Source organism: Paractinoplanes polyasparticus, from assembly GCF_019710575.1.
Classification (GTDB): domain Bacteria; phylum Actinomycetota; class Actinomycetes; order Mycobacteriales; family Micromonosporaceae; genus Actinoplanes; species Actinoplanes polyasparticus.
Genome location: NZ_JAHWFK010000042.1, coordinates 1 through 19847, shown reverse-complemented (window position 1 = coordinate 19847; position 19847 = coordinate 1). Strand labels below are relative to the sequence as shown.

The following is a 19847-nucleotide window of genomic DNA, read 5'->3' as shown; positions in this document are numbered from 1 at the left end:
GACTTCCGCCTCCCCGGTAGGCAAGAAGTATGATCGTTGCCGCGTGGGCCGCTGCCCGATCGCCACGGCTACGGAGTTGTAAAACGCCCTGACGGTGGGGTGTAGTGAATCATGCAACTTTCGAGGGGCGAAGGCGGAGTGCGCCAGCCGGTGGGGCGTGAACGGGAGCGCCTCGCGCTACGTGAAATGCTGGACACAACGCGTAGTGGCTACCGGGCCGCTCTCGTCGTTCGGGGGCCCATCGGCGTCGGGAAGTCCTGGTTGCTCGCTTACCTGGAGGACAGCGCATCGGATTTCGCCGTCACGCGTGCCTCCGGAGCCGAGTCGGAGAAGGAGCTTCCGTACGCAGGCCTGCAACTCGTCTGCGCCCCCATGCTAGGCCGGGTGGGCCAGCTGCCGGCCCCGCAGCGTGACGCCCTACGGGTGGCGCTCGGCCTGGCGTCGGGGAAGACGCCGGACCGATTCCTGGTCGGCCTGGCCGTGCTCAACTTGATGGCTGCCGCTTCTGACGTTCGGCCGTTGCTATGCGTAGTCGACGACGCGCAATGGCTCGATCGCGCAACGGTAGAGACCCTGGCCTTCGTCGCGCGGCGGCTGCAGGCCGAGCCGGTGGCTCTTGTATTCGCTGTGCGAGAGCCAACGAACCAGCCGGACCTCGACGGGCTGCCGGCACTCGAGGTGGGTGGGCTCAACGACAAGGACGCGCACGCGTTGCTGGCGACAGCCTTGCCCGGGCGAATCGACCAGCGCGTAAAGGACCGGATCGTCGCCGAGAGCCGCGGGATTCCCCTGGCCCTGCTAGAGCTTCCCCGCGGGCTCAACCAGGTCGAACTGGCGGGCGGCTATCGCACTCCGGCTCACGACCCTCTCGTGGGCCGGATCGAACGCAGCTACCGGCGGCGGCTCGGGCATTTGCCGGCCGACACCCGGCTCCTGCTCCTGCTCGCAGCGGCCGAGCCGATCGGTCAGGTACCCCTGCTGTGGCGTGCCGCGGCGAGGCTGGGAGTGAGCGCCGAAGCTGCCACACCCGCGATCGCCGACGGCCTGGTCGAGGTCGACGCGCGCGTGCGATTCGCCCACCCGCTGCTACGGTCGGTCATCTATCGCGAGGCGAACCCGGCCGAACGGCGACGAGTGCATCAGGTGCTCGCCGAGGAGACCGCCACCGAGGCTGACCCCGACCGGCGGGCCTGGCACCGGGCGCAGGCCGCGATCGCTCCGGACGAAGATGTCGCGGCCGAACTGGAAAGCTCCGCCGGACGGGCGCAGGCCCGCGGGGGCCTCGCCGCGGCGGCCGCCTTCCTCGAGAGCGCAAGCGCCCTGACACCGGACCCGGTGCGCCGAGCACGGCGCGGGTTGGCCGCCGCGCGGATCAAAAATCTGGCGGGGGCCTCCGAAGAGGCGTTGAACCTGCTGAGCGCGGCCGAGATTTCCCTGTTGAGCCCGCTCGACCAGGCACGGGCCGACCTGCTTCGCGGCCAGATCGCTTTCGCGTCGAGCCGCGCCCGCGACGCTCCTCCCTTGCTGTTGAAGGCGGCGAGAAACCTCGAGCCCCTCGACTCTTCTCTGGCCGGCAAAACGTATTTGGAGACGTTGTCGGCAACCTTCTTCGCGGTCGGATTGGGGGCGGAAGGCGTACAGCGCGAAGTGGCGACGGCCGCCCGGAATGCCGTCCGCACCACCGACCAACCGCCAGCGGTACGTCTGTTGCTGGGTGGGCTGGCAACGCGTCTGATCGACGGCTATGCGGCTGCCGCGCCGATCCTCAAGCAAGCACTCCACGCGTACCGCGGAATCAAGCCGGACATCGAGGAAGACCTGCGCTGGGCCTATCTGGCCAGCTGGGTAGCGATAGATCTCTGGGACGACGAAAGCTGGTACGAGCTCGCCGAACGCCAGCTCACCTTCGTCCGTGAATCTGGGGCGATCAGCATGCTACCGATCACACTCGGCTTGCGCATCTACCTCCACGTAATGTCAGGTGAGCTCGCTGAGGGCGAGTTCCTGATCGCCGAAGCCGAAACCGCCATCGAAGCGATGCGGAGCCAGTTCATCCCTTATCCGGAGTGTCATTACGCCGCACTTCAAGGACGTTACGCCTACGCTCGTCCCCTCATCGACAAGGCAGTCGCCCAGGAACGGTCGAGGGGCGAAGGATTCGGTGTCGCCGCCGTCGCTTTAGCGAGTGCCGTGCTCAGCAACGGCAATGGGCGCTTTGAGGAAGCGCTGGAAGCGGCGCTGCTCGCCGGCAGCCATCCAGCGAATCTGGGCGCCACCAACTGGTCATTGCCGGAAGTGATCGAGGCGGGCACTCGTGGGCCATCTCGTTCTGCCGCGGTCGAGGCGATGCGGCTGCTTACGGATAGCGCCCAAAGCTCCGCCACCGATTGGGCACTCGGCGTGGAGGCCAGGTGCCGGGCGCTGCTCAGCTCTGGTGCGGAGGCCGAGACGCTTTTCCGAGAGGCGATAGACCGGCTCGGGCGCACTCGCATGAAGGTAGACCACACACGTGCCCATCTCCTCTACGGAGAATGGTTGCGTCGTGCCGACCGGCGTCGGGAGGCACGCGAGCAGCTACAGATTGCCCACGACGTGTTCACGGCAATGAAGGTCGAAGGCTTCGCCCAGCGAGCGGCACGAGAACTGGAAGCTGCGGACGGCGTCGCACGACCGGTTACGATCAGTCCGATCGACAACCTGACTCCACAAGAATTACAGATCGCTACGCTTGCTCGCGACGGCTTCACCAACCCCCAGATCGGAACCCGTCTGTTCATCAGTCCTCGCACCGTCGAGTGGCACATGTCGAGAATCCTGGCCAAGTTGGGTGTCACCACCCGACGAGCCCTTCGGAACGCGATTCCCGGCACGAGCGGGTCATTCTCACTCTGACCTCGGTCGCATGTCGGCGCGATCACGCAGCGGCGCACCCACTTCGTGCAGGTGACGAAGCGCCTGACGGTACGAGTCGAGCAGCGCGGTCGCCTCATATGACACACCGATCTGCTGGCAACAGGCCTACACGATCGGTTGGGCCTTAATACTGCAACGGCAGTTAGCAGGCGAGACGTCTTTATGATCGGCTCAGGATCGTCGGCGACAGGAAGTCGTCGAATCGCCCGTCGGCCTGGTAGGGCAGCGCCGTGCCCCGACCCTCCGGCACGAACAGGTCGTCGACCACCACGGTGTGCGTGCACAGCACCGCGTCCGCGTTCTTGGCGTTACATGTCTTCGACGCCCTGCCGCGGCAGTAGCGACGACATCTGCGTGCAGGCGCTGTCGTCAGCGACGATCCATCCGGTGGACGCGTCGCCGCGGCCAAGCTCGGACAACACCTCGACCTGGGTGCGCACGTTCACGCCGTGACCGCCGAACTCCTCCGGCGTGCTGATCCGAAACATGCCGGCGTCGCGCAGCGCGGCCAGGCTCTCCTCGGTGAGCCTGCGGTTCTCCTCGTCCCGGCGCCGTTCTCCCGCAGTAGCGGCACGAGCTGCTGGGCCCGCTCGAGCAGGACCTCCAAGGTCGGCTGTTCACTTGATGCCACGGCGAAAACTCCTTTAGACCCAAGTCGGCGGGGCGACCGCCACGTCCGGGCATGCAGTCTCATGGGCGGCACCGGCCCGGCGCTCACGCTGCGAACCCAAAACCGGCGGCGAATTCTGAGCGGTGGTCACAAGCTGGCCGGCCCCGCGGCCGTTCATGCTTCGGTGCGCGCACTGCCGTGCCGCCCCTCTCAACTCCGGAGTCCGTGAATGCCGCCGTTCGACACCGTTGTGTTCCGCAGGGTCCTCGGCCGGCTGCCGACGGGGGTCGTGGTGGTCACCGGAGCCGGCCCGGACGGCGAACCGGCCGGGATGACCTGCAACTCGTTCACGTCGGTCTCGCTGGACCCGCCGCTGGTCCTGTTCTGCGTCTCGTACACCTCGACCACCTGGCCGCTCCTTCGCACCTCGGGGCGGTTCTGCGTGAACGTGCTCGCCAGCCACCACGATCTGCTGAGCAGCCGGTTCGCGTCCGGCGCCGACCGCTTCTCGCCCGGCGACTGGGTCACCCGCCCGGGCAGGTTCGGCCTCGCTGACGCGGTATCCCTGGATTGACTGCGAGCTGTACACCGAGCATGACGGTGGCGACCACTGCATCGTGTCGGGCCGGGTCATCGAGCTACGCACGGTGTCCGAACACCCGCCGCTTATCTACCACCGCGGCGCGTACGACACGGTGGCCAAACGGCGTCCGCGTCCATCGCCTTGCGCCGGGCCGGTGACGACCGGCGGGAATCGATGACCGCCGCCCGCCCCCAAAGCCCGTATCGGCTCTGCAGCCGGCTCAGGTAGTCGTCGGCGCCGGCCTGTTGGTCCTGGGCGCCGCGACGGTGGATCTCGTACACGCCGTCGGAGCGGACCCGCACCACGGTGGGCGCCTGCCGATCGATCGGATCGCCCGGCTCGGATTCGTCCAGCGCCATCCTGGCAGCGGTGGCCGCCCGGCTCGGGTCGGTGCCGCTCACGTACAGCACCGGATGGTCGTCCAGGATGGACTCGACCGGCGCCCGGCGGACCCCGTACACCATCATCGAGCCGTCGACGATGGCCGGACGCATCCAGGCCGGGACGACAAGCTTGCGATCCGGCACCAGCATCATCACCCGCTCCTCGATCAGCAGGCGCAGCGCCCGTTCGGCCGTGCCGCAGTCGACTTTGACCACCTGCCCGATCGCGTACAAGGTCGGCTCCTGTTTGCTCCACAGCGCGACTTGGTGAGCCGGCGGAAGCCCTGTTCTTCGGGATGACGGCGCGGGACGCCGAGCTGCTCGACCCGCAGGACTGCGCGGCCCGGATCGGCCTCGATCCGCAGCAGGTGCTCCAGCAGAAGCCGGACGCCGAGGCGCTTTCCAGGATGGCGGACCTGCTCGCCGGGCGGACACCGGACGCGCTTCGCACCACCGGTCTGCTATGGCAAGCCGGGGTTCGTGTGCGCCGGTCTCCGCACCAAGACGACCGGTTCCGGCGCGTGCCGCTGCCCACATATCCCGTCCAGCGCTCCGCGATGGACGGCACCACTCCGGTCGAGGAGGACCGGGCGACGGCCGAGTCGTCCACCGAGGTCGAGATGACGATCGCCGAGGTGTGGTGGGAGATGCTCGGTGTGCCGCACGTCGGCGTCGGCGGCGACTTCTTCGAACTGGGCTGCCATTCTCTGCACGCCACCCCCCGTGGTGCCCGGCGGGGAACCCGTGATGTCGTACGCCCAGGAACGTCTCTGGTTCATGGACGCGTACGCGCCCGGCACGACGGCGTACACAATCCCCGAGACTTGGCGGCTGCGCGGCCCGGTCGACTCGCCGCCGGCCCCGTGGCGCGAGCGATGCTGATCACGATCGGCCCTTGCGATCGCAAACGGCCGCCTCCACGCGATGGAGATAGCAGCCAGGGCAACCACCGGGAGAGGCCAACGTGACGTTGATTCGTCGGTCCTGGATCCATGCCATCGAGTGTTCGATCTACCCGCGATAGCGGCAACCGCACTAGCGAGAACAGCAGACGACGTCACTGCCCATGCACGTGGATCCGCTCGCCTTGAGGGCTGAAAGGGAGAAGACCTCGGCCACCTCGGCCGCCGCATCGGCGTAGCCGTGGGGCTGCCGGGTGTCAAACTCTACAGCCTCACGGATATCTGATCAATGCGCTCGGTGCGCCGGACGGCGGATGGTCCGTCGGGAGCGCGCAGACGAGTGGGGGCCGACGCAGCGATCATGATGTAGCTCACCACGAGGGATTCCGACCTACCGACTTTGCGGCGTTCGATTCGCGCTGATCGGCGAGGACGCCGGCGCTCTCGCGCGTCTGTGGCTGAGATGCGATGTGCTCGGTGCCACCGATGCGCTGGCCACCCCGCGCTGCCCACGACGCTGACGGAATCCCCAGAGGAAAAGCAGAAGGGCAACGACATTCGCCGCCGCCCCGGCGAAGGGGATAAGCACAGAGCCCCCGTTGTCGAGGACGGCGGCTCCCAGCAGGGGCGCAGCGGCGATGCCGCCGTACATGGCAGAGGTGTACCAGCTCAGGGCGATCGGGGCGGTGGGCGGGTCGATCGACGACAGGCGGTGCTGGATCGGAAGGGAAGTGCCGAAGGACGCTACTCCCCAGAGGCCGAAGATCAGCGCTGTGGCAATGTACGACTCCGCCCCGAGGACTATGCAGCAGAGAACCGCTGCGGTTGCGGTGAGGAAGCCGATCGCTGTCGTCCGGCTTCCGAACTTGTCCGTCATGCGGCCCGACACCAGTGTGCCCAGCGTGCCCGTGACGCCATAGACCAGGAGCAGGATCGCGAGCAGCGTTCCCGACCCGCCGGTCACTCGCGCGGTGACAGCCGAGGAGAAGATGTAGACCACGTTGAATCCGATGAACACGAAGATCGTCGCCAGCAGGGTCAGCACCACGCGCTTGTCCTTGAGCGGGGTGAGGCGTTCCGAGAATCGGGTCCGCGGGCTGATGGGGAGGCCTCGCAGGAAGAGCGCTTTGGCGACGGCCAGCAGCAACGCGAGCGCTGCCACCACCAGGAGGGGAAGCTGCCATCCACCCACCGAGCCCAGCATGGTCCCGAGCGGTGCCCCGAGTGCGGTGGCGGCGGTGAAGCCGAGAGCGACGAAGGCAATGGCTCGGCCCCGGCTCTCCGGTGGGGCGATCGCGGCCGCAGCAGCCGTGGCCGCCGGAAGGACAGCTGCCGCGCCGACTCCGGCCACGATCCGGCCCGCGATGAAGAGCCCCATGCTCGGCGCCAGGGCCGAGGCGGCCGTGCCGCCGGCGATGAACACAAGGCCGATGAACATGAGCGTCGTCCGGGACATTCGAGCGGCCCAGATGGAGATCACCGGCGCAGCGATCGCGGCGACTACGGCGAGATAGGTGATCGAAAACGATACGTCGGTTTCCGGGACATCGAGACTCCGAGCGATGTCCGGCAGGAGGCCCGCAATTACGAAGGCGTTGGTGCCGACGAGAAACAGGCTCGTCGTGAGCAACGCTAGGCGTGGGTATAGCTTCGGCCGGTTTGGACACGGTTGTTCGGACATGACCTGTCTTTCCGACGAGGTGTGCGGTCTTGGGCGCGCGCTCCGGAGCGCGTCGGCGGCCACGACTTCGGGTATGTGCCGGATCGATGCGCCTGCTGTCAGCCGACGACCGGTGCGTCATCGAAGCTCTCGCAGCGGCGGCCTCGCGAGCTTCCGGCTCTCATCCAGCTCCGCTGGGATCCCGTCGACCCTCCGCTGGTCTTGGGTCGATAGGTTCACCCTCAGCCCGTCGGAAGTAGCGAGACCCCGGGTAACTCACGGGCGAAACCCCGTGTCACTCCTGAGGTGCAGGCTCCGGCGGCATAGACCGGGCGGCGCCGAAGTCCGGAGGCGCCGGCGCTGATCGGGCCAGCCGCGATGGTGAGCGGAGACGCAGCCACCCGTTGTGAAGTCCGTCGCCTCGAGGCGAGGGAGCGTCATTTTACGGATGTCGACGCGCCGCTCGACGCGCTGTGCTTTTCGAGGAAACCATCGCGCCCCCTCGCCCAGGACACATCGTGGCGGCGAGGCCACCGCTGACACCCACACAGGCCGTTGCGGCCGTATCGGCGGTACCTCCGATGTCGCGGCCCGAGATGGTCATTCACATGGACTGACGGCGGGAACGGATAGCGGGTGGAGGCGGTGCAGCTCAGGAGCCGTCAAGAAGTCTGGAGGAAAGTTGGCCGGGCCGGAACCCGAACTTGTGCACAACCCGCTCTGCAACCTCGACCTGCATCCGTCGTGGCGCGAGAGAGAGCCAGTATGACCATCGACAGCTCTAGCGTGGATCTTGCTGTTATCCCGCCAACCTTGCTTAGAGGGCGTCTGATCCTCTAAAGAGGGTCAGACGCCCTCTTAGCCGGCAACGTCTCCGTCCGGTCCTCCGGTGTGGTCCGCCGAGGCTCATCGGACACTCGAACTTCCTCACGACACACGAGGTCTGACGAACCGCCGCCCGTAGCCCCACAAGATCAATCACCTTGCCGGCCGACGAGGCTAGCACCACTCGGCACATCCCTCAGAGGATGCCGAAATCCATCAAGTCGCAAGGCTGCTGCGCCGGCAAGCGTGCACGCAGAACGCGGTGCGGTTGATCTTCGCGGTGACGTGCAGCAGCCGGTGACGCAGCTTCTTGGGCTCCGCTTGGGTGCGGGCCCGTCGAGGAGCAGATGGTGGGTCCGGGCCAGCAGGCCGACGCCGGTCAGCGCGAGCTCGAGCACAACTTTGTCCGCGCTGAACCAGCTCGACCGTCATCGCCGGTGGCCGATCCCTCGCGAGACGACCGGCCGACCCGGGCTCAGACGGGTTGCAGGTGAGTCTTGACCACCTCGACCAGCTCGGGAGTCCACTCCATCGGCTGGTGCGCGGTCCTGGTGTGCAGCTCGACGTGCTGGAGCAGCTCGTCCTCCTCCCCCGCGGTGAACTCAGCGGGACAGTCATTGTTGAAATCGGCACAACGAATCTTCACGCCCATGCCGTGGTCCTACCCGCCGATCGAGCTCCGAACCCGAATACTCCTCGGACAGGTGAAACCGCCACCTAGCCGAAGCCTCCGCCGGTCTCGACGTCGATCTCAGTGGCCAGGAGCGACGTGCCGTCGATCGAGGCCGACCTGATCGCCGTGTTCAGCGTCGGTGCCGGCTGCGGGATCTCACCGATGGTCAGCACACCGACCTGGCTGCCGTCCGACAGCACGATCCAGCCACCCTTCACGTCGGCGTTACGAACCTTCGCCGCCGCACGATAGAGACCCGACGGTTTGTGCACCGTGGGCACGTCGTACTTGTAGGTCTTACCCTGCACCTTGACCTGGCCGGCGATTTCACTGCCGCTGTACCGCCCGGTCAGCGTCGCCCCCGCCTTGCCACTGAGCGTCACCGAGCCGTCGGTTGCAGGTCCTTTGAACCATGCTTCGAGCCGCTTGCCGTCACACATGTATGCGATGCCCCGTCCGTCGCGGATCGCAACATAGAGAGTGCCTGCCTTGCCCGGCAGGTGCGCCGCGTAGGTGCTCCGCTTGGGCCAGGCCAGCGTCTCGGTCGCGAGGGAGGCCGGGGCGGGTTCCGTCGTCGCCGTCGCCGTCGTCGGTGTGGCCTCCGGGGCGGCCGAATCAGTCCGGGGAACGAGAACGGCGGGCGGCGCGGCGCCCGGTTCGTCGTCGGCTCTCGACTCGACGGCGATGAGCGCGACCGCAGCCAGCACGACGAGGACGGCTGACGAGACGAGCGTTCGCCGGCGGTTCCGAATGACGCGGGCGCGCGGCTTCTGCCCGATCGAGAGCACTGGCCCCGCGCCGAGAGCGGCAGGCTCCCGTACGGCGGGTGACTCCTCGACCCAGCCATGATCCGGATCGTCAGGCGGGGTGTCAGCAGCGGACACGTGAGATGTCCACATGTCCGCGACAGGTTGTGGCGACGGGCTGGCGGCGGCAGTCGCCGCCGGTCCGGCCGGCGGAACGGGACCCGGGCCGTCGGCCGCTCCCGAGTCGGATGCGGCGAAGGCATCTCGGCCCGGAACCACACCAGCATCGGACGCTGGGGCAGGACCCGGAGCGGGGCTGTTCCGGTCTTCGACGAACGAGCCCGACGCTGCGGCCGGCACCGAAACAGAGCCTCCGGCCGAATCCGACCCTCCGGCGACCGCCGGCACCGCGAAAGAGACCGCGGCTGAATCGGGCTCGGCCGCGGCCGGGATCTGCACCGGGTCTGCGGCTGAATCCGACCCGGCGGCCGGGGCCGGCGCGGGAGTGGCGGGGATCGCGTCGGACAGCTCCGGTTCCGGCGCCGGAGGAGCTGACCCAGCGTCGGAGGTCAGCTCATCGGCGATGGCACGGAACTGGGCTGCTGCGCTGCGGGCCGACGGGCGTTCTCTCGGGTTCGTGGACAGCAGCTTGCGGAGCAGGGCCTGAAGCTGCGGCGGGAGGCTCTCGAGGTCGGCGCCGGGCGGCCGTACGCCGGTGAAAGCCTCCACTGTCATCACGCCCAGTGAGTAGACGTCGGCGGCCGCAGTGGGCATCGCCGGTCCGGAAAGTTCCGGTGCCGCGTAGGCCGAATCGGGGACCGGCACTCCGGCCTCGCGCAGCAGGGCCGGTACGCCGCACCCGCTGATCTTGACGGAGGACTGCGTACGGTAAACGTTCCCGGGCTCGAGGCGCAGGTGGACGACGCCATGGGCGTGGGCGACGGCCAGCGCGTCACCGACCCGGGCGGCCAGGAGCGCGGCGTCGGCCAGGGACCCCCAGCCGTTCTCCTCGCTCAATGCCGGGCCCTCGGCGGGGTCGAGGATCAGGGCCAGTAGGCCGTCGTCGGTGACCAGATCCCGCACCTCGACCAGAGACTCGTGGTGGAGCTCCCGCAGGGCTGCCTCCTCGCGCGCGAGGATGTCGCGCAGCCCCCGGTCGGCGGCGAATTCCGGACGGACGATGAGCGCGGCCACATCGGGGCCGCCGTTCCGGCTGGTGGCCCGGCGGACGGTCGACCACCCGTCCCGCGCTATTTCCTCGCGCAGCACATAGAAAGGGCCGAGCCGTTCCTCGACGGTCATCAATAAGGTCCTTCCACGCGACAGGAAATGTGACTCGGACTGCCCAGCTGGGCGATTTGACCCCCTGGACCATTCGATTCAGGATGGCCTTCCATCTGGGACAACGGTGCGTGGACGTCCGTCCCTAATGGTGCGTCGTGACAGGTTGCGCCTCTTTCAAAGATTCATCTTCTTAACCGTGCCGCCCATCGGTCAGACGTATGAATTCGGGAAGCCGTCCGGCGTATTCAGCTATGCGCCATCATGTACCTACCGTGATGGTCAATGGGCTCTACGTCAGGAATGAGCGAGCTATGGGCGAGCGTCCTGGGCCGGGTCTGACGACGGCCAGGTGGTGCTTCGGGTGCGGCAGTGACGCCGAGCCGGACGACGAGTTCTGTCTGGCGTGCGGGATGCCAGTGTTGCCGGATCTGACAGCGCCGGACGCCGGAGGGCCATTCACCTACGACACAGCCGACGAGTCGTTCACCGAGCCGGAAGGCTTCGGGTCGACCACACCGCCGGCCCCGGAGCCGGACCCGGTCCCGGCCGCAGCACCGCCGACCCAACTGCCGACGCCGACAACGCCGCCTCAAGCCGAACCACCGCGTGCCGAGCCGCCCACGCCCGAACCGACGCCCCATGCGCCCAGGCCGACGCCGCCCACGCCAGAACCGACGCCGCCCGCGCCCAGCCGCCGCCCACCGTCGGATCGGCACCGGCCACTGACCGCCGCCGTAATCGTGCTGACGGCGCTGCTCGCCACGGCCGGCGTCTATCTCGGCTACACGCGATGGACCGCTTCCCCGGCCGAGACGGCCATACAGGACTACTTCGCCGCGCTCGCCGACGGGGACGCCGCCAAGGCCCTCAGCCACGTCGACCTCCCGGCCGGCTTCGACATCAGCCGCTACCCGCTGCTGACCGAACCGGCTCTGGCCGACGCCGGCAACCGGCCGAAGGATCTCGAGATCGGAAGTGATGGCACACAGACGTTCGACGTCACCTTCACGGCCGGCGGCAGCCCGGTACGCCAACGTATCGCCGTGGTCCGGAACGGCGACCGGTACCTGCTGACGAATCCGTTCGTCGTACTGGCCGTGAGCGGCGACCGGAACCGGCAGCTCATCGTGAACGGCGTCGCCGTCACGCCGGGTGACAACACCGCTTTCCCCAGCGCCTATCGGGTCGTCGCGGCCGGCAACAGGCTGTTCGCCGAGTCCTCGATTACGGTGACGCCGGGTGGAAACGGGCGGAGCGCGAAGGCCGCCTTCGACACCCCGGCCCTCGCGGACGGCGCGCAGGCGAGCATCCAGGACGCTGTACGGGTCAAGCTCGACCAATGTGCCGCGGCGGCCGCCGACCGTACGCCGCACTGCCCGTTCTGGCTTCGGGTTCCGGGCTATCACCCGTACGTCCGGTGGTTGATCGTCGATTATCCGGAGCTGACGGTCGGAGTCGCGTCGTCGGTGCGGTTCAGCAGCAGGAGCCGCGGCACCGTCGCCTGGCAGTTGTCCTTCACCAGCTCGTACGGCCAGGTGGTCGAGAAGAGCGGCACTCTCACCTTTCCGGTCAACGGCACGGCCACACCCGCCACGTCCGGCATCGACGTGGTCATCGATGAGACCTGATCCACCGAAGCCACGGGAGCAAGGGAGCCGAGATGAGCACGACGGAGAACAAGCGGTGGGCGGCCGCGGGGCCGGCCGGCGGCGACGTGCCGTACCGGATCCGTTCCCTCGGCTACGGCGCGATCGAGATGAAGCTGAGCGAGTCGGTGCCGTTGGCCGCGCTGTTCAAGCTGTGGCTCATCGCCGCCGTCTCGTCCGTGGTGGTCTTCATGTTCTTCCTGGTCATCTGGGTAGCCGCCTTCGCCGATTCGGCAGCCGAGGGCGACGCCAAGCTCGGGGTGCTGAGCACCGGCACCTTCCTGGCCTTCGCCACGTTCTGGGCGGTGCTGCTGCTGTCCCGCACCGATGAACCGATCGACGAGTGGAAGACCCTGGTCGAGAACAAACACGAGGCCGCCACGTCCGCGTACGCCGCGATCTACGCCTCGCTCCGGCGCCGTCGCATCCCGGTGAACGCCGCCGCCATGCGCATCCGCAGCGACGTGCTCGCCCCGGAGGTCGTCAACAACCGGCTGGTCATCAACGAACGCAGCTACACCGTCTACACGTCCGTGTTCCCGTATGGCACCAGCCTCTACATCGGCTGGATGATGTGGCGCAGCCGGCGCGGGGCCACGCTGATCGGGCAGCTCCTCAAGGATCTGATCGGCAGCATGCTCGGACGCACCGGCTCGATCAACCAGATGCTGCGCACCGAGCGGGTCCGGGCCATGCGGGAGGCAGTGCACACCGCCGTCCGCGAAGGCGCCGACGTGGCCATCCAGGGCATCCGGGTGTCGCTGCCCCAGACCTTCGGCCATGACATCCCGGTGCAGGATCTCCGGGGCGATACGCCGGAGCCGTCGGTGCCGAGCGGCATCGGCGGCTGACGCGTGCCTGAGCGCACCAGCGACGAGCGCGAGTCCGGCACCGTTCTGCAGGCGGCTGGCGGTCACGTCACGTGGTGCTGGGTCGGCGTCCGGATCGAGGCCGCCGCCGACCTGACCGAGACCCGCGAGTACGCCGACCTGCCGGAACGGGGACGCCTGGTCAAGGCCGTGGCGGCCGAGGCGGCGTGGATCGCCGGCCAGTGGGACGACGCGTACGGAACCCGATTCGATCTTCGTTACGTCAGCTCGCCCGGCGCCGGGCTGTCGTGTGCGCTGCTCGCCCGCGTGCAGGGCTGCGGGCCGCACGTCGTGGAGGCGGCGGTGCGCCTGCGCGAACGCCTGGCGGTGCTGCCCCGGCACGTCCACGCCTCGCAGATTCTCGACCCGGCCGAGGTCCGCCGCTTCCTGATCCCGTTCCGGCCCGGACCCGGTGGGCTCGCCGAGATTCGCAAACGCGTCCGGCTCGGCGACCCACAACGGCCCGACGCGGGGGTGCAGCATTACCTGGCCGTCGAGCCGTTCACGGTGGCCGCGCCCGACTGGGAACCGGTGTGGCGGGCGATGGCGGCCCAGCTCCGGCCCACCGTCCTGAGCATCGCCCTCGAGCCGTACCGGGTCCCGGCCGGTACCGGGCGCGGGCTGCAGTCGCTGGCCACCGAGTACGGCCGGCTGGCCATGCCCGGCCGCACCCCGGACGGCCTGTTCACCGAGGGCGTCCCCCTCGCCCCGGACACCTTCGCAACCGACGCGGCCAAGCTCTACGCCGACGCCGCCCGCCGCTACACCGGGCACGCGTACCGCACCCGGATCAGCATCGCCTCGGCCGGCCGGCTCGATCACGCGCTGCCCGAACTCGTGGCGGCCGCCGTGTCACCGCCGCAGCAGGCCCGCGAGCAGGGACCTCTCACCGAGACGTTCACCGGTCCGGCGTACGTCGTCGTCCGTCCGGCCGCGCACGAGGTCGAGACCGCCCGCCGCAACCTCACCACCCTCGACCTGCGCCGGTGGGACGCCGAGCACACGGGCCGGCTGCCGGTCGACGTCCCGGCGGTGGTCCGCCTGCTGGCCGATCTGGTCGACGCGCGCGAGGCCTCCGCGGCCCTGCGGCTGCCGCTGGCCGTTCACGGCCACATGCCGGGTTTCCCGGTACGCCGTCCCGGCATCGCGCTCGAAGCCGAGTACCGCCCGCGCGGCCCCCAGGTCACGCTGGGCCGCCAGCTCGTCGGCGACCAGATGGCCGGACCGCTCGGCGTGGCACTCAACGACCTGACCCGGCACGCCCTCGTCGTCGGCACCACCGGATCCGGCAAGACGAACAGCATGCTGACCTTCTGCGAGCAACTGTGGCGCGACCACCGCATCCCCTTCCTGGTGCTGGAACCGGTCAACACCACGCTCGACGACTACCGCTGGCTCGCGACCCGGCCCGGCATGGAGGAGCTTCTCGTTCTCACCGTCGGCAACGAACGCGTGGCCCCGCTGCGACTCAACCCTTTCGAGGTGCCACCGGGCGTACGGATCAGCGCGCACATCGCCGGCCTGCTCGCCTGCTTCGACGCCGCGTTCGGGCTGTGGGACCCGCTGCCCCACATCTACAACCGGGCGTTGCGCGAGACGTACACGAAACGCAACATCGTCATCTCGGACACGGCCGGTCCACCCCCGGCGGGTGGCTGGCCGACCCTGCGGGACTTCGTGGCGCGACTGCGGGAACAGACCAGCAGACTCGCGTACGCCGGTGATTTGAAGTCGAACATCCAAGCCGCCTCGGTGCTCCGGGCCGAGTCGCTGGCCGAGAACGCCTGCGGCAGCACGGTCGACGTCGCCCGGTCGTACCCGATCTTCGAGTTGCTCCGCCGCCCGGTGGTCGTCGAGCTGGCCGCGATCGGTGACAACGAGAAAGAACTCTCACTGATCACCGCGTTGCTGCTGCAGGTGATGACCGAGTACTACAAGGCGGGCGCGGAAACCGGGGGCCTCGCACATGTCACCGTCGTGGAGGAGGCTCACCGGCTCCTCGGCCGGCCGCCCGACCGCGACGGCGCCACCCGCGAGGGCAACGCGCAGGCCCGGGCGGCGGCTTCGTTCGCGAACATGCTGGCCGAGAACCGCAAGTATGGAGAAGGACTTGTGATCGTCGAGCAGGTGCCGGGCAAGCTCGTCGAGGACGCCTACAAGAACACCAACCTGAAGGTCATGCACCGGTTGCCGGCCGAGGACGACCGCCGCTTGATCGGCGGCACCATGCGCTTCTCCGACGACCAGCGGCGGTACGCGGGCACGCTGGCGCCCTTCACCGCCTTCGCCTATCACGACGCGATCGACCGTCCGGCATTGATTCAAGTTCCCGACGTACGCGGTGAGGCTGCGCGGACCACCGGCCGCGCGCACGCTCCGCTGGCCTCCGACGCCGAGTTGGCCGTCCGGTTCCGCGCCTTCGCCGACGACCACGAAGCGGTGGCGGCCGCCACCGCCCCGTTCCCCGACTGCGACGGCTGCGCCCACCGCTGCCTGTTCCGTGGCCGGGCCGCAACCGCAGCCGCGTCCGCCTCGGCCGCCGCCTTCCGCGAGCGCATCCGCGGCTACCCGAAGCAGCCCGCGGACTGGCCTGACTGGTGGACAGAGACCATCCGCGCGACGTCGGCGCTGGCGGCCCGGACCGGAACCGAGGCGCTGACACCGGCGCAGCAGCGCGACTACGAGGCCTGCGTCTTCCTCCACCAGGGCCGCCGCGCCTGGCGCGACGGCGCGCCGAAATGGGTGTCCCTCTACCGCCGGAATGCGGGAGCCGTCTCGTGAACGACAAGCCCGACGAATTCCCCGACGAGGATGAGGAAGCCGACGACGAACAGGCGCCGGAGCCGCCGTCGGGCGGGGCTCAGCGCGCTCACGGAGAAGCCGAGCCGGTCGGCGACGTCAGGTCGGCTGACGAGGCCGAGGAGCACCGGGACGAGCAGGCGCCGGTGCCACCCCCGATCGAGGCCGGACAGGATCAAGCCGACGTCGCCTCGAGGGAGTTGCCGCCCGGCGAGACCGAGGAGCAACCACGCGCGGGCGCGTTCGAACAAGACCAAGGCGACTTCACCCCGCCACAGCCACCCGGCGAGACCGAGGAACAGCCAAAGGAGCAGGCACCAGAGCCACCATTCCCGGGCGCGGCCCAGCAGGGAGAGGGTGAAGCCCATCCCGTAGCGGAGCAGGAGTTGCCCGACGACGACGGCGAGTGGCCGGAGGAGCGAGCGCCGGAGCCGCCGGTGGCCGCCATCCGCGATGAGCACCCGGTGCCGTCCGCGGAGGACACCGGGACGCTGCCGCCGGAGTTCGAGCCGACGACCCCGCCGGAGCCCGGATCGGAGCAGGACGACCGGCCAGGTGATCCCCGTTCGGAGTTGCCCGAAGACGGGGAGGCGCCCGAGCCACCCTGGACCCCGGCCGAGGCCGGACCCGTGCTGAGCCCGTCCGAGGACCCGCCCGAGCAGACCTCCGTCCGCTCCGACCAGGCATTCCCCACCGAGGAGCCGCCGCACGAGACAACGGGGACCGACGGGCCGCGGGAGCAGCCGCTGACCGCGGAGGGCAATGAACCTCATTTGTCGACCATCGATGAACGGCCCCACCCCGGCAGCGAAAAACCATCGGTCTCTACCGACGAGGCGGACAGTGGCCGCGATGCCACGGAAGCCCCATCGGCTGACAGCTTCGCTGAAGCGACAACCCAGGGCACGATCGGCGGGGCGCGCGAGCGGCCGCCCGCCGACGGACCGGCCGGCTCCGATTCGCGGGCGGCCATCCGGGACGCCTGGCGATCGGCCCAGGAAGCACGGCTCGAACAAGCGGTGGGCCGGCTGCCTGAGCCGGTGGAGACACCACCAACCCGCCCGGCCGATTCTGACGAACTGACGGCCGTCGACACCCCGGTCGCCGCGAGTGAGATCGACCAGGGTGACCTGATCCGCGAGGATCCGGACATGGCCGAGGCGGTCGCCGAAGTGCTGAGGCAGTTCGGCTCGGCGATGGGCCGGCTACCCGGCTACGAATCGCTCGGTCAAGCGGTGCAGCATGCCGGCAACGGGATCGGCATGGTCGACGCTTGGCGCGCCAACCGGCACCTCGGTGCCGCCGAGGCAATCAACGCGGGCCTCGACGCGCTCGTCGACGCGCTGGGCGGAGGCAAGGACATGAATGTCCCGACCGTGATGGATCCGCTCAAGGACCGCATCCGCGCGATCGTCGGCGCCCGCTTCCCGGCCCCGGGTGACGCCTACGGCCAGCCGCCGTTGATCCGCAGCAACAGGCGAAGACGAGACGAAAGCCAGCCGTGAGTTCCGCGTTCCGCGAGCGGGACCGCATCAAGATTTGCGTCCGGTCGGCGATGAGGGCGCAGACGGAACTGGAGGGCCGCTGTCTCGGCGGCCAGCTGGATTTACTACCGCGCTCAGCCCTCTCCGATGCGCCAACTGTCAGGGCTGCTCGACGTCGACGCCTGAGTGCCCGAGGTCACAGTCGAGCCATCGGCTTGACGGACGAGGAAAGCTCAGTAAATATTGACTCAATGAACGGCGATTCTTCTCTGCAGGCGCGGGCGCGCATCCACGCCGCGCTGGGCGACCCCGCACGACTGGCGATCGTCGACGCGCTCACCCTCGGCGACGCCAGCCCCGGTGAGATCGCCCAAGACCTCGCGATGCCGACCAATCTCGTCGCTCACCACCTCAAGGTGCTGCAGGAAGCCGGCCTGATCGTGCGCACTCGCTCCGAGGGCGACCGCCGCCGCACTTACCTGCGCCTGCAACCTGACGCCCTTTTTTCCCTGACGCCGCCATCACTCCAGGACGCAGAGCGCGTGGTGTTCGTCTGCACCCACAACTCCGCGCGCTCGCAGCTGGCCGCCGCGCTGTGGCGCGACCGGGTCGGCGGCGCAGTCGCCTCGGCCGGCACCCGACCCGCAGCCCGGGTCCACCCGCGCGCAGTCAAGATCGCGCACCGCCACGGCCTGCAGCTCGACCCCACCGGCACCGCCGACGTCGCTGACGTCGTGCACGACGGCGACCTGGTCATCGCCGTCTGCGACAACGCCCACGAAGACCTCACCGGCCCCGCCAGGCCCCGGCTGCACTGGTCGATCCCCGACCCCATCCGCGCCAACACCGACGCCGCGTTCGAAGCCGCCTACACCGACCTGGCCGGGCGCATCGACCGAGTGGCGCCAGCCGTTCCGCACATTCCCCGGCAGAACTGACAGTTCCGCACGACACCTCGCACCCGCTCCGGTGAACTGGGCGGTACAGGGTGCCCGCGCCGACTGCCCGTCGCCGCGGCCGACCAAATCCCGACCGCACAAAGACCGGAGTACCGCATCCATGCACCCCACCGCCGCCTGGCGCCGCCTGCTGGCCGAGTTCCTCGGTACGGCGTCGCTGGTCACCGCCGTCGTCGGCTCCGGAATCATGGCCACCACGCTGTCGCCCGACGACGTGGGCCTGCAACTGCTGCAGAACTCGGTGGCCACCGCGTTCGCGCTCGGTGCCCTGATCCTGACGTTCGGCCCGGTCTCCGGCGCGCACTTCAACCCGGTCGTCTCCACCGCCGACTGGTTCCTCGGCCGCCGCACCCGCACCGGCCTGACCGCCACCGATCTCGCCGGCTACATCGCCGCCCAGACCGCCGGAGCAATCGCCGGCTCGGTACTGGCCAACCTGATGTTCGACCTGGCCCCGGTGACCTTCTCCGGCAAGGACCGCTCCGCCGGGCACCTGTGGCTGGGCGAGATCGTCGCCACCGCCGGACTGCTTTTGCTCATCTTCGCGCTCGCCCGGTCCGGCCGAGCAAGCGTGGCCCCCGCGGCGGTCGGCGCTTACATCGGCGCCGCGTACTGGTTCACCAGCAGCACCAGCTTCGCCAACCCCGCGGTCACTGTCGGCCGTGCCTTCACCGACACGTTCGCCGGCATCACACCGGCTTCCGTGCCCGGCTTCGTCATCGCCCAGATCGCCGGTCTGATCGTCGGGGTCGGCCTGCTGCTCGCCCTGTATCCCGGTGCGGGAAAGGCCGCCGACGAGGTCGTCGTCGAGCACGACCCCGCCCGCAGCGTCTGATCACATCCCGCACCCCCCAATCGAAGGATCAACGTCATGAGTGACAAGCCCAGCGTCCTGTTCGTCTGCGTGCACAACGCCGGCCGCTCCCAGATGGCGGCCGGCTGGCTGCGCCATCTCGCCGGCGACGCCGTGGAAGTCCGTTCCGCCGGCTCGGCCCCGGCCGAGAGCATCAACCCGGCCGCCGTCGAGGCGATGCGCGAGGCCGGCATCGACATCACCGACCAAACCCCCAAGATTCTCGAGTACGAGGTGGCGCAGGATTCCGACGTCATCATCACCATGGGCTGCGGCGACGCCTGCCCGGTCTTCCCCGGCAAGCGCTACGAGGACTGGAAGCTCGACGACCCGGCCGGCCAGGGCGTCGAAGCCGTCCGCCCGATCCGCGACGAGATCAAGTCCCGCATCGAGGCGCTGCTGGCCGACCTCATCCCGGCCCGCAAGCCGTGAACCCGCTCCGCGATCTGATCATCATCGGTTCGGGGCCGTCCGGCTACACCGCGGCGCTGTATGCCGCCCGGGCGGAACTCAAGCCGCTCGTGATCGAGGGCGTTCAGTCCGGTGGCGCCCTGATGACGACCACCGAGGTCGAGAACTTCCCCGGTTTCCGCGACGGGATCATGGGCCCCGAGCTCATGGACAACATGCGCGCCCAGGCCGAGCGGTTCGGCGCCGA

General features: G+C 69.0%; 17 protein-coding genes and 1 pseudogene. 11 read left to right on the top strand and 7 right to left on the bottom strand.

The window, feature by feature from the left end; all coding sequences use genetic code 11:
- The first annotated feature begins 111 nt into the window (after window positions 1-111).
- The gene (locus KXC43_RS35640) at window positions 112-2892 is read left to right on the top strand and encodes a helix-turn-helix transcriptional regulator (RefSeq protein ID WP_221380633.1); all 2781 of its coding nucleotides are present in this window, start codon (window positions 112-114) and stop codon (window positions 2890-2892) included.
- 181 nt (window positions 2893-3073) lie between these two features.
- Here the strand turns inward: KXC43_RS35640 and KXC43_RS51630 are convergent, their stop codons facing one another.
- Together KXC43_RS51630 and KXC43_RS35635 are read right to left on the bottom strand one after the other, a co-directional pair.
- Entirely contained in the window at window positions 3074-3202 is a 129-nt protein-coding gene (locus tag KXC43_RS51630) for a hypothetical protein (RefSeq protein WP_255645411.1), read from the bottom strand.
- Between the two features lie 19 nt (window positions 3203-3221).
- A pseudogene (locus tag KXC43_RS35635) lies at window positions 3222-3458 on the bottom strand (acyl-CoA dehydrogenase family protein); the annotation flags it as partial.
- 294 nt (window positions 3459-3752) lie between these two features.
- Between KXC43_RS35635 and KXC43_RS35630 the strand changes: the two are divergent.
- Entirely contained in the window at window positions 3753-4097 is a 345-nt protein-coding gene (locus tag KXC43_RS35630) for a flavin reductase family protein (RefSeq protein WP_221380632.1), read from the top strand.
- 92 nt (window positions 4098-4189) lie between these two features.
- Here KXC43_RS35630 and KXC43_RS35620 read toward each other — a convergent pair whose 3' ends face one another.
- Window positions 4190-4723 carry a hypothetical protein gene (locus KXC43_RS35620; RefSeq protein WP_221380631.1) on the bottom strand — a complete coding sequence of 178 codons (534 nt, stop codon included), beginning with the start codon at window positions 4721-4723 and terminating at the stop codon, window positions 4190-4192.
- Window positions 4724-4785: 62 nt separating this feature from the next.
- Between KXC43_RS35620 and KXC43_RS35615 the strand changes: the two genes are divergently transcribed.
- Window positions 4786-5457 (top strand): hypothetical protein, encoded by a 672-nt coding sequence (locus KXC43_RS35615; RefSeq protein WP_221380630.1) that lies wholly within the window; start codon window positions 4786-4788, stop codon window positions 5455-5457.
- Between the two features lie 325 nt (window positions 5458-5782).
- Here the strand turns inward: KXC43_RS35615 and KXC43_RS35610 are convergent, their stop codons facing one another.
- The 3 genes from KXC43_RS35610 to KXC43_RS35600 form a co-directional block, all read right to left on the bottom strand.
- Window positions 5783-7021 carry an MFS transporter gene (locus tag KXC43_RS35610; RefSeq protein WP_221380629.1) on the bottom strand — a complete coding sequence of 413 codons (1239 nt, stop codon included), beginning with the start codon at window positions 7019-7021 and terminating at the stop codon, window positions 5783-5785.
- Between the two features lie 1330 nt (window positions 7022-8351).
- Entirely contained in the window at window positions 8352-8528 is a 177-nt protein-coding gene (locus KXC43_RS35605; RefSeq protein WP_221380628.1) for a DUF1059 domain-containing protein, read from the bottom strand.
- A gap of 65 nt (window positions 8529-8593) precedes the next feature.
- Window positions 8594-10597: a serine/threonine protein kinase gene (locus KXC43_RS35600; RefSeq protein ID WP_221380627.1), complete on the bottom strand. Its 2004-nt coding sequence runs from the start codon at window positions 10595-10597 to the stop codon at window positions 8594-8596.
- Between the two features lie 722 nt (window positions 10598-11319).
- Here KXC43_RS35600 and KXC43_RS35595 point away from each other — a divergent pair.
- The 3 genes from KXC43_RS35595 to KXC43_RS52940 are packed head-to-tail and all read left to right on the top strand — an operon-like array spanning window position 11320 to window position 15875.
- Entirely contained in the window at window positions 11320-12207 is an 888-nt protein-coding gene (locus KXC43_RS35595) for a hypothetical protein (protein ID WP_221380626.1), read from the top strand.
- A 32-nt stretch (window positions 12208-12239) separates the two neighbouring features.
- Window positions 12240-13076 carry an adhesin gene (locus KXC43_RS35590; protein WP_221380625.1) on the top strand — a complete coding sequence of 279 codons (837 nt, stop codon included), beginning with the start codon at window positions 12240-12242 and terminating at the stop codon, window positions 13074-13076.
- A gap of 3 nt (window positions 13077-13079) precedes the next feature.
- A complete protein-coding gene (locus KXC43_RS52940) occupies window positions 13080-15875 on the top strand; it encodes an ATP-binding protein (protein WP_221380624.1) in 2796 nt (931 codons plus the stop codon).
- On the opposite strand, the gene KXC43_RS35580 is transcribed toward KXC43_RS52940, so the two are convergent.
- Window positions 15845-16354, bottom strand: a complete 510-nt coding sequence (locus tag KXC43_RS35580; protein ID WP_221380623.1) for a hypothetical protein — start codon at window positions 16352-16354, stop codon at window positions 15845-15847. The two genes, KXC43_RS52940 and KXC43_RS35580, sit on opposite strands and share 31 nt — an antisense overlap.
- Between KXC43_RS35580 and KXC43_RS35575 the strand changes: the two genes are divergently transcribed.
- From KXC43_RS35575 to KXC43_RS35560, 5 genes are all read left to right on the top strand, one after another.
- Entirely contained in the window at window positions 16331-17398 is a 1068-nt protein-coding gene (locus tag KXC43_RS35575) for a hypothetical protein (protein WP_221380622.1), read from the top strand. The genes KXC43_RS35580 and KXC43_RS35575 overlap by 24 nt on opposite strands.
- Window positions 17395-18315 (top strand): arsenate reductase/protein-tyrosine-phosphatase family protein, encoded by a 921-nt coding sequence (locus KXC43_RS35570; protein WP_308129409.1) that lies wholly within the window; start codon window positions 17395-17397, stop codon window positions 18313-18315. Before KXC43_RS35575 ends, KXC43_RS35570 begins: the two co-directional genes overlap by 4 nt.
- Before the next feature lie 121 nt (window positions 18316-18436).
- Entirely contained in the window at window positions 18437-19171 is a 735-nt protein-coding gene (locus KXC43_RS51620) for an aquaporin (RefSeq protein WP_255645410.1), read from the top strand.
- A gap of 36 nt (window positions 19172-19207) precedes the next feature.
- On the top strand, window positions 19208-19621 hold the full coding sequence (locus KXC43_RS51615; RefSeq protein ID WP_255645409.1) for an arsenate reductase ArsC: 414 nt from the start codon (window positions 19208-19210) through the stop codon (window positions 19619-19621).
- Window positions 19618-19847: NAD(P)/FAD-dependent oxidoreductase (locus tag KXC43_RS35560; protein ID WP_221380621.1), on the top strand; the 230-nt coding region annotated here is incomplete at its 3' end. The genes KXC43_RS51615 and KXC43_RS35560, both read left to right, overlap by 4 nt.

Excerpts from the sequence above, each read along its gene's own strand:
- KXC43_RS35590 (WP_221380625.1), top strand. The coding sequence starts at position 12,240 with ATGAGCACGACGGAGAACAAGCGGTGGGCGGCCGCGGGGCCGGCCGGC.
- KXC43_RS35630 (WP_221380632.1), top strand. The coding sequence starts at position 3,753 with ATGCCGCCGTTCGACACCGTTGTGTTCCGCAGGGTCCTCGGCCGGCTG.
- KXC43_RS35605 (WP_221380628.1), bottom strand. The coding sequence starts at position 8,528 with ATGGGCGTGAAGATTCGTTGTGCCGATTTCAACAATGACTGTCCCGCT.
- KXC43_RS35615 (WP_221380630.1), top strand. The coding sequence starts at position 4,786 with ATGACGGCGCGGGACGCCGAGCTGCTCGACCCGCAGGACTGCGCGGCC.
- KXC43_RS35600 (WP_221380627.1), bottom strand. The coding sequence starts at position 10,597 with ATGACCGTCGAGGAACGGCTCGGCCCTTTCTATGTGCTGCGCGAGGAA.
- KXC43_RS51620 (WP_255645410.1), top strand. The coding sequence starts at position 18,437 with ATGCACCCCACCGCCGCCTGGCGCCGCCTGCTGGCCGAGTTCCTCGGT.
- KXC43_RS35640 (WP_221380633.1), top strand. The coding sequence starts at position 112 with ATGCAACTTTCGAGGGGCGAAGGCGGAGTGCGCCAGCCGGTGGGGCGT.
- KXC43_RS51615 (WP_255645409.1), top strand. The coding sequence starts at position 19,208 with ATGAGTGACAAGCCCAGCGTCCTGTTCGTCTGCGTGCACAACGCCGGC.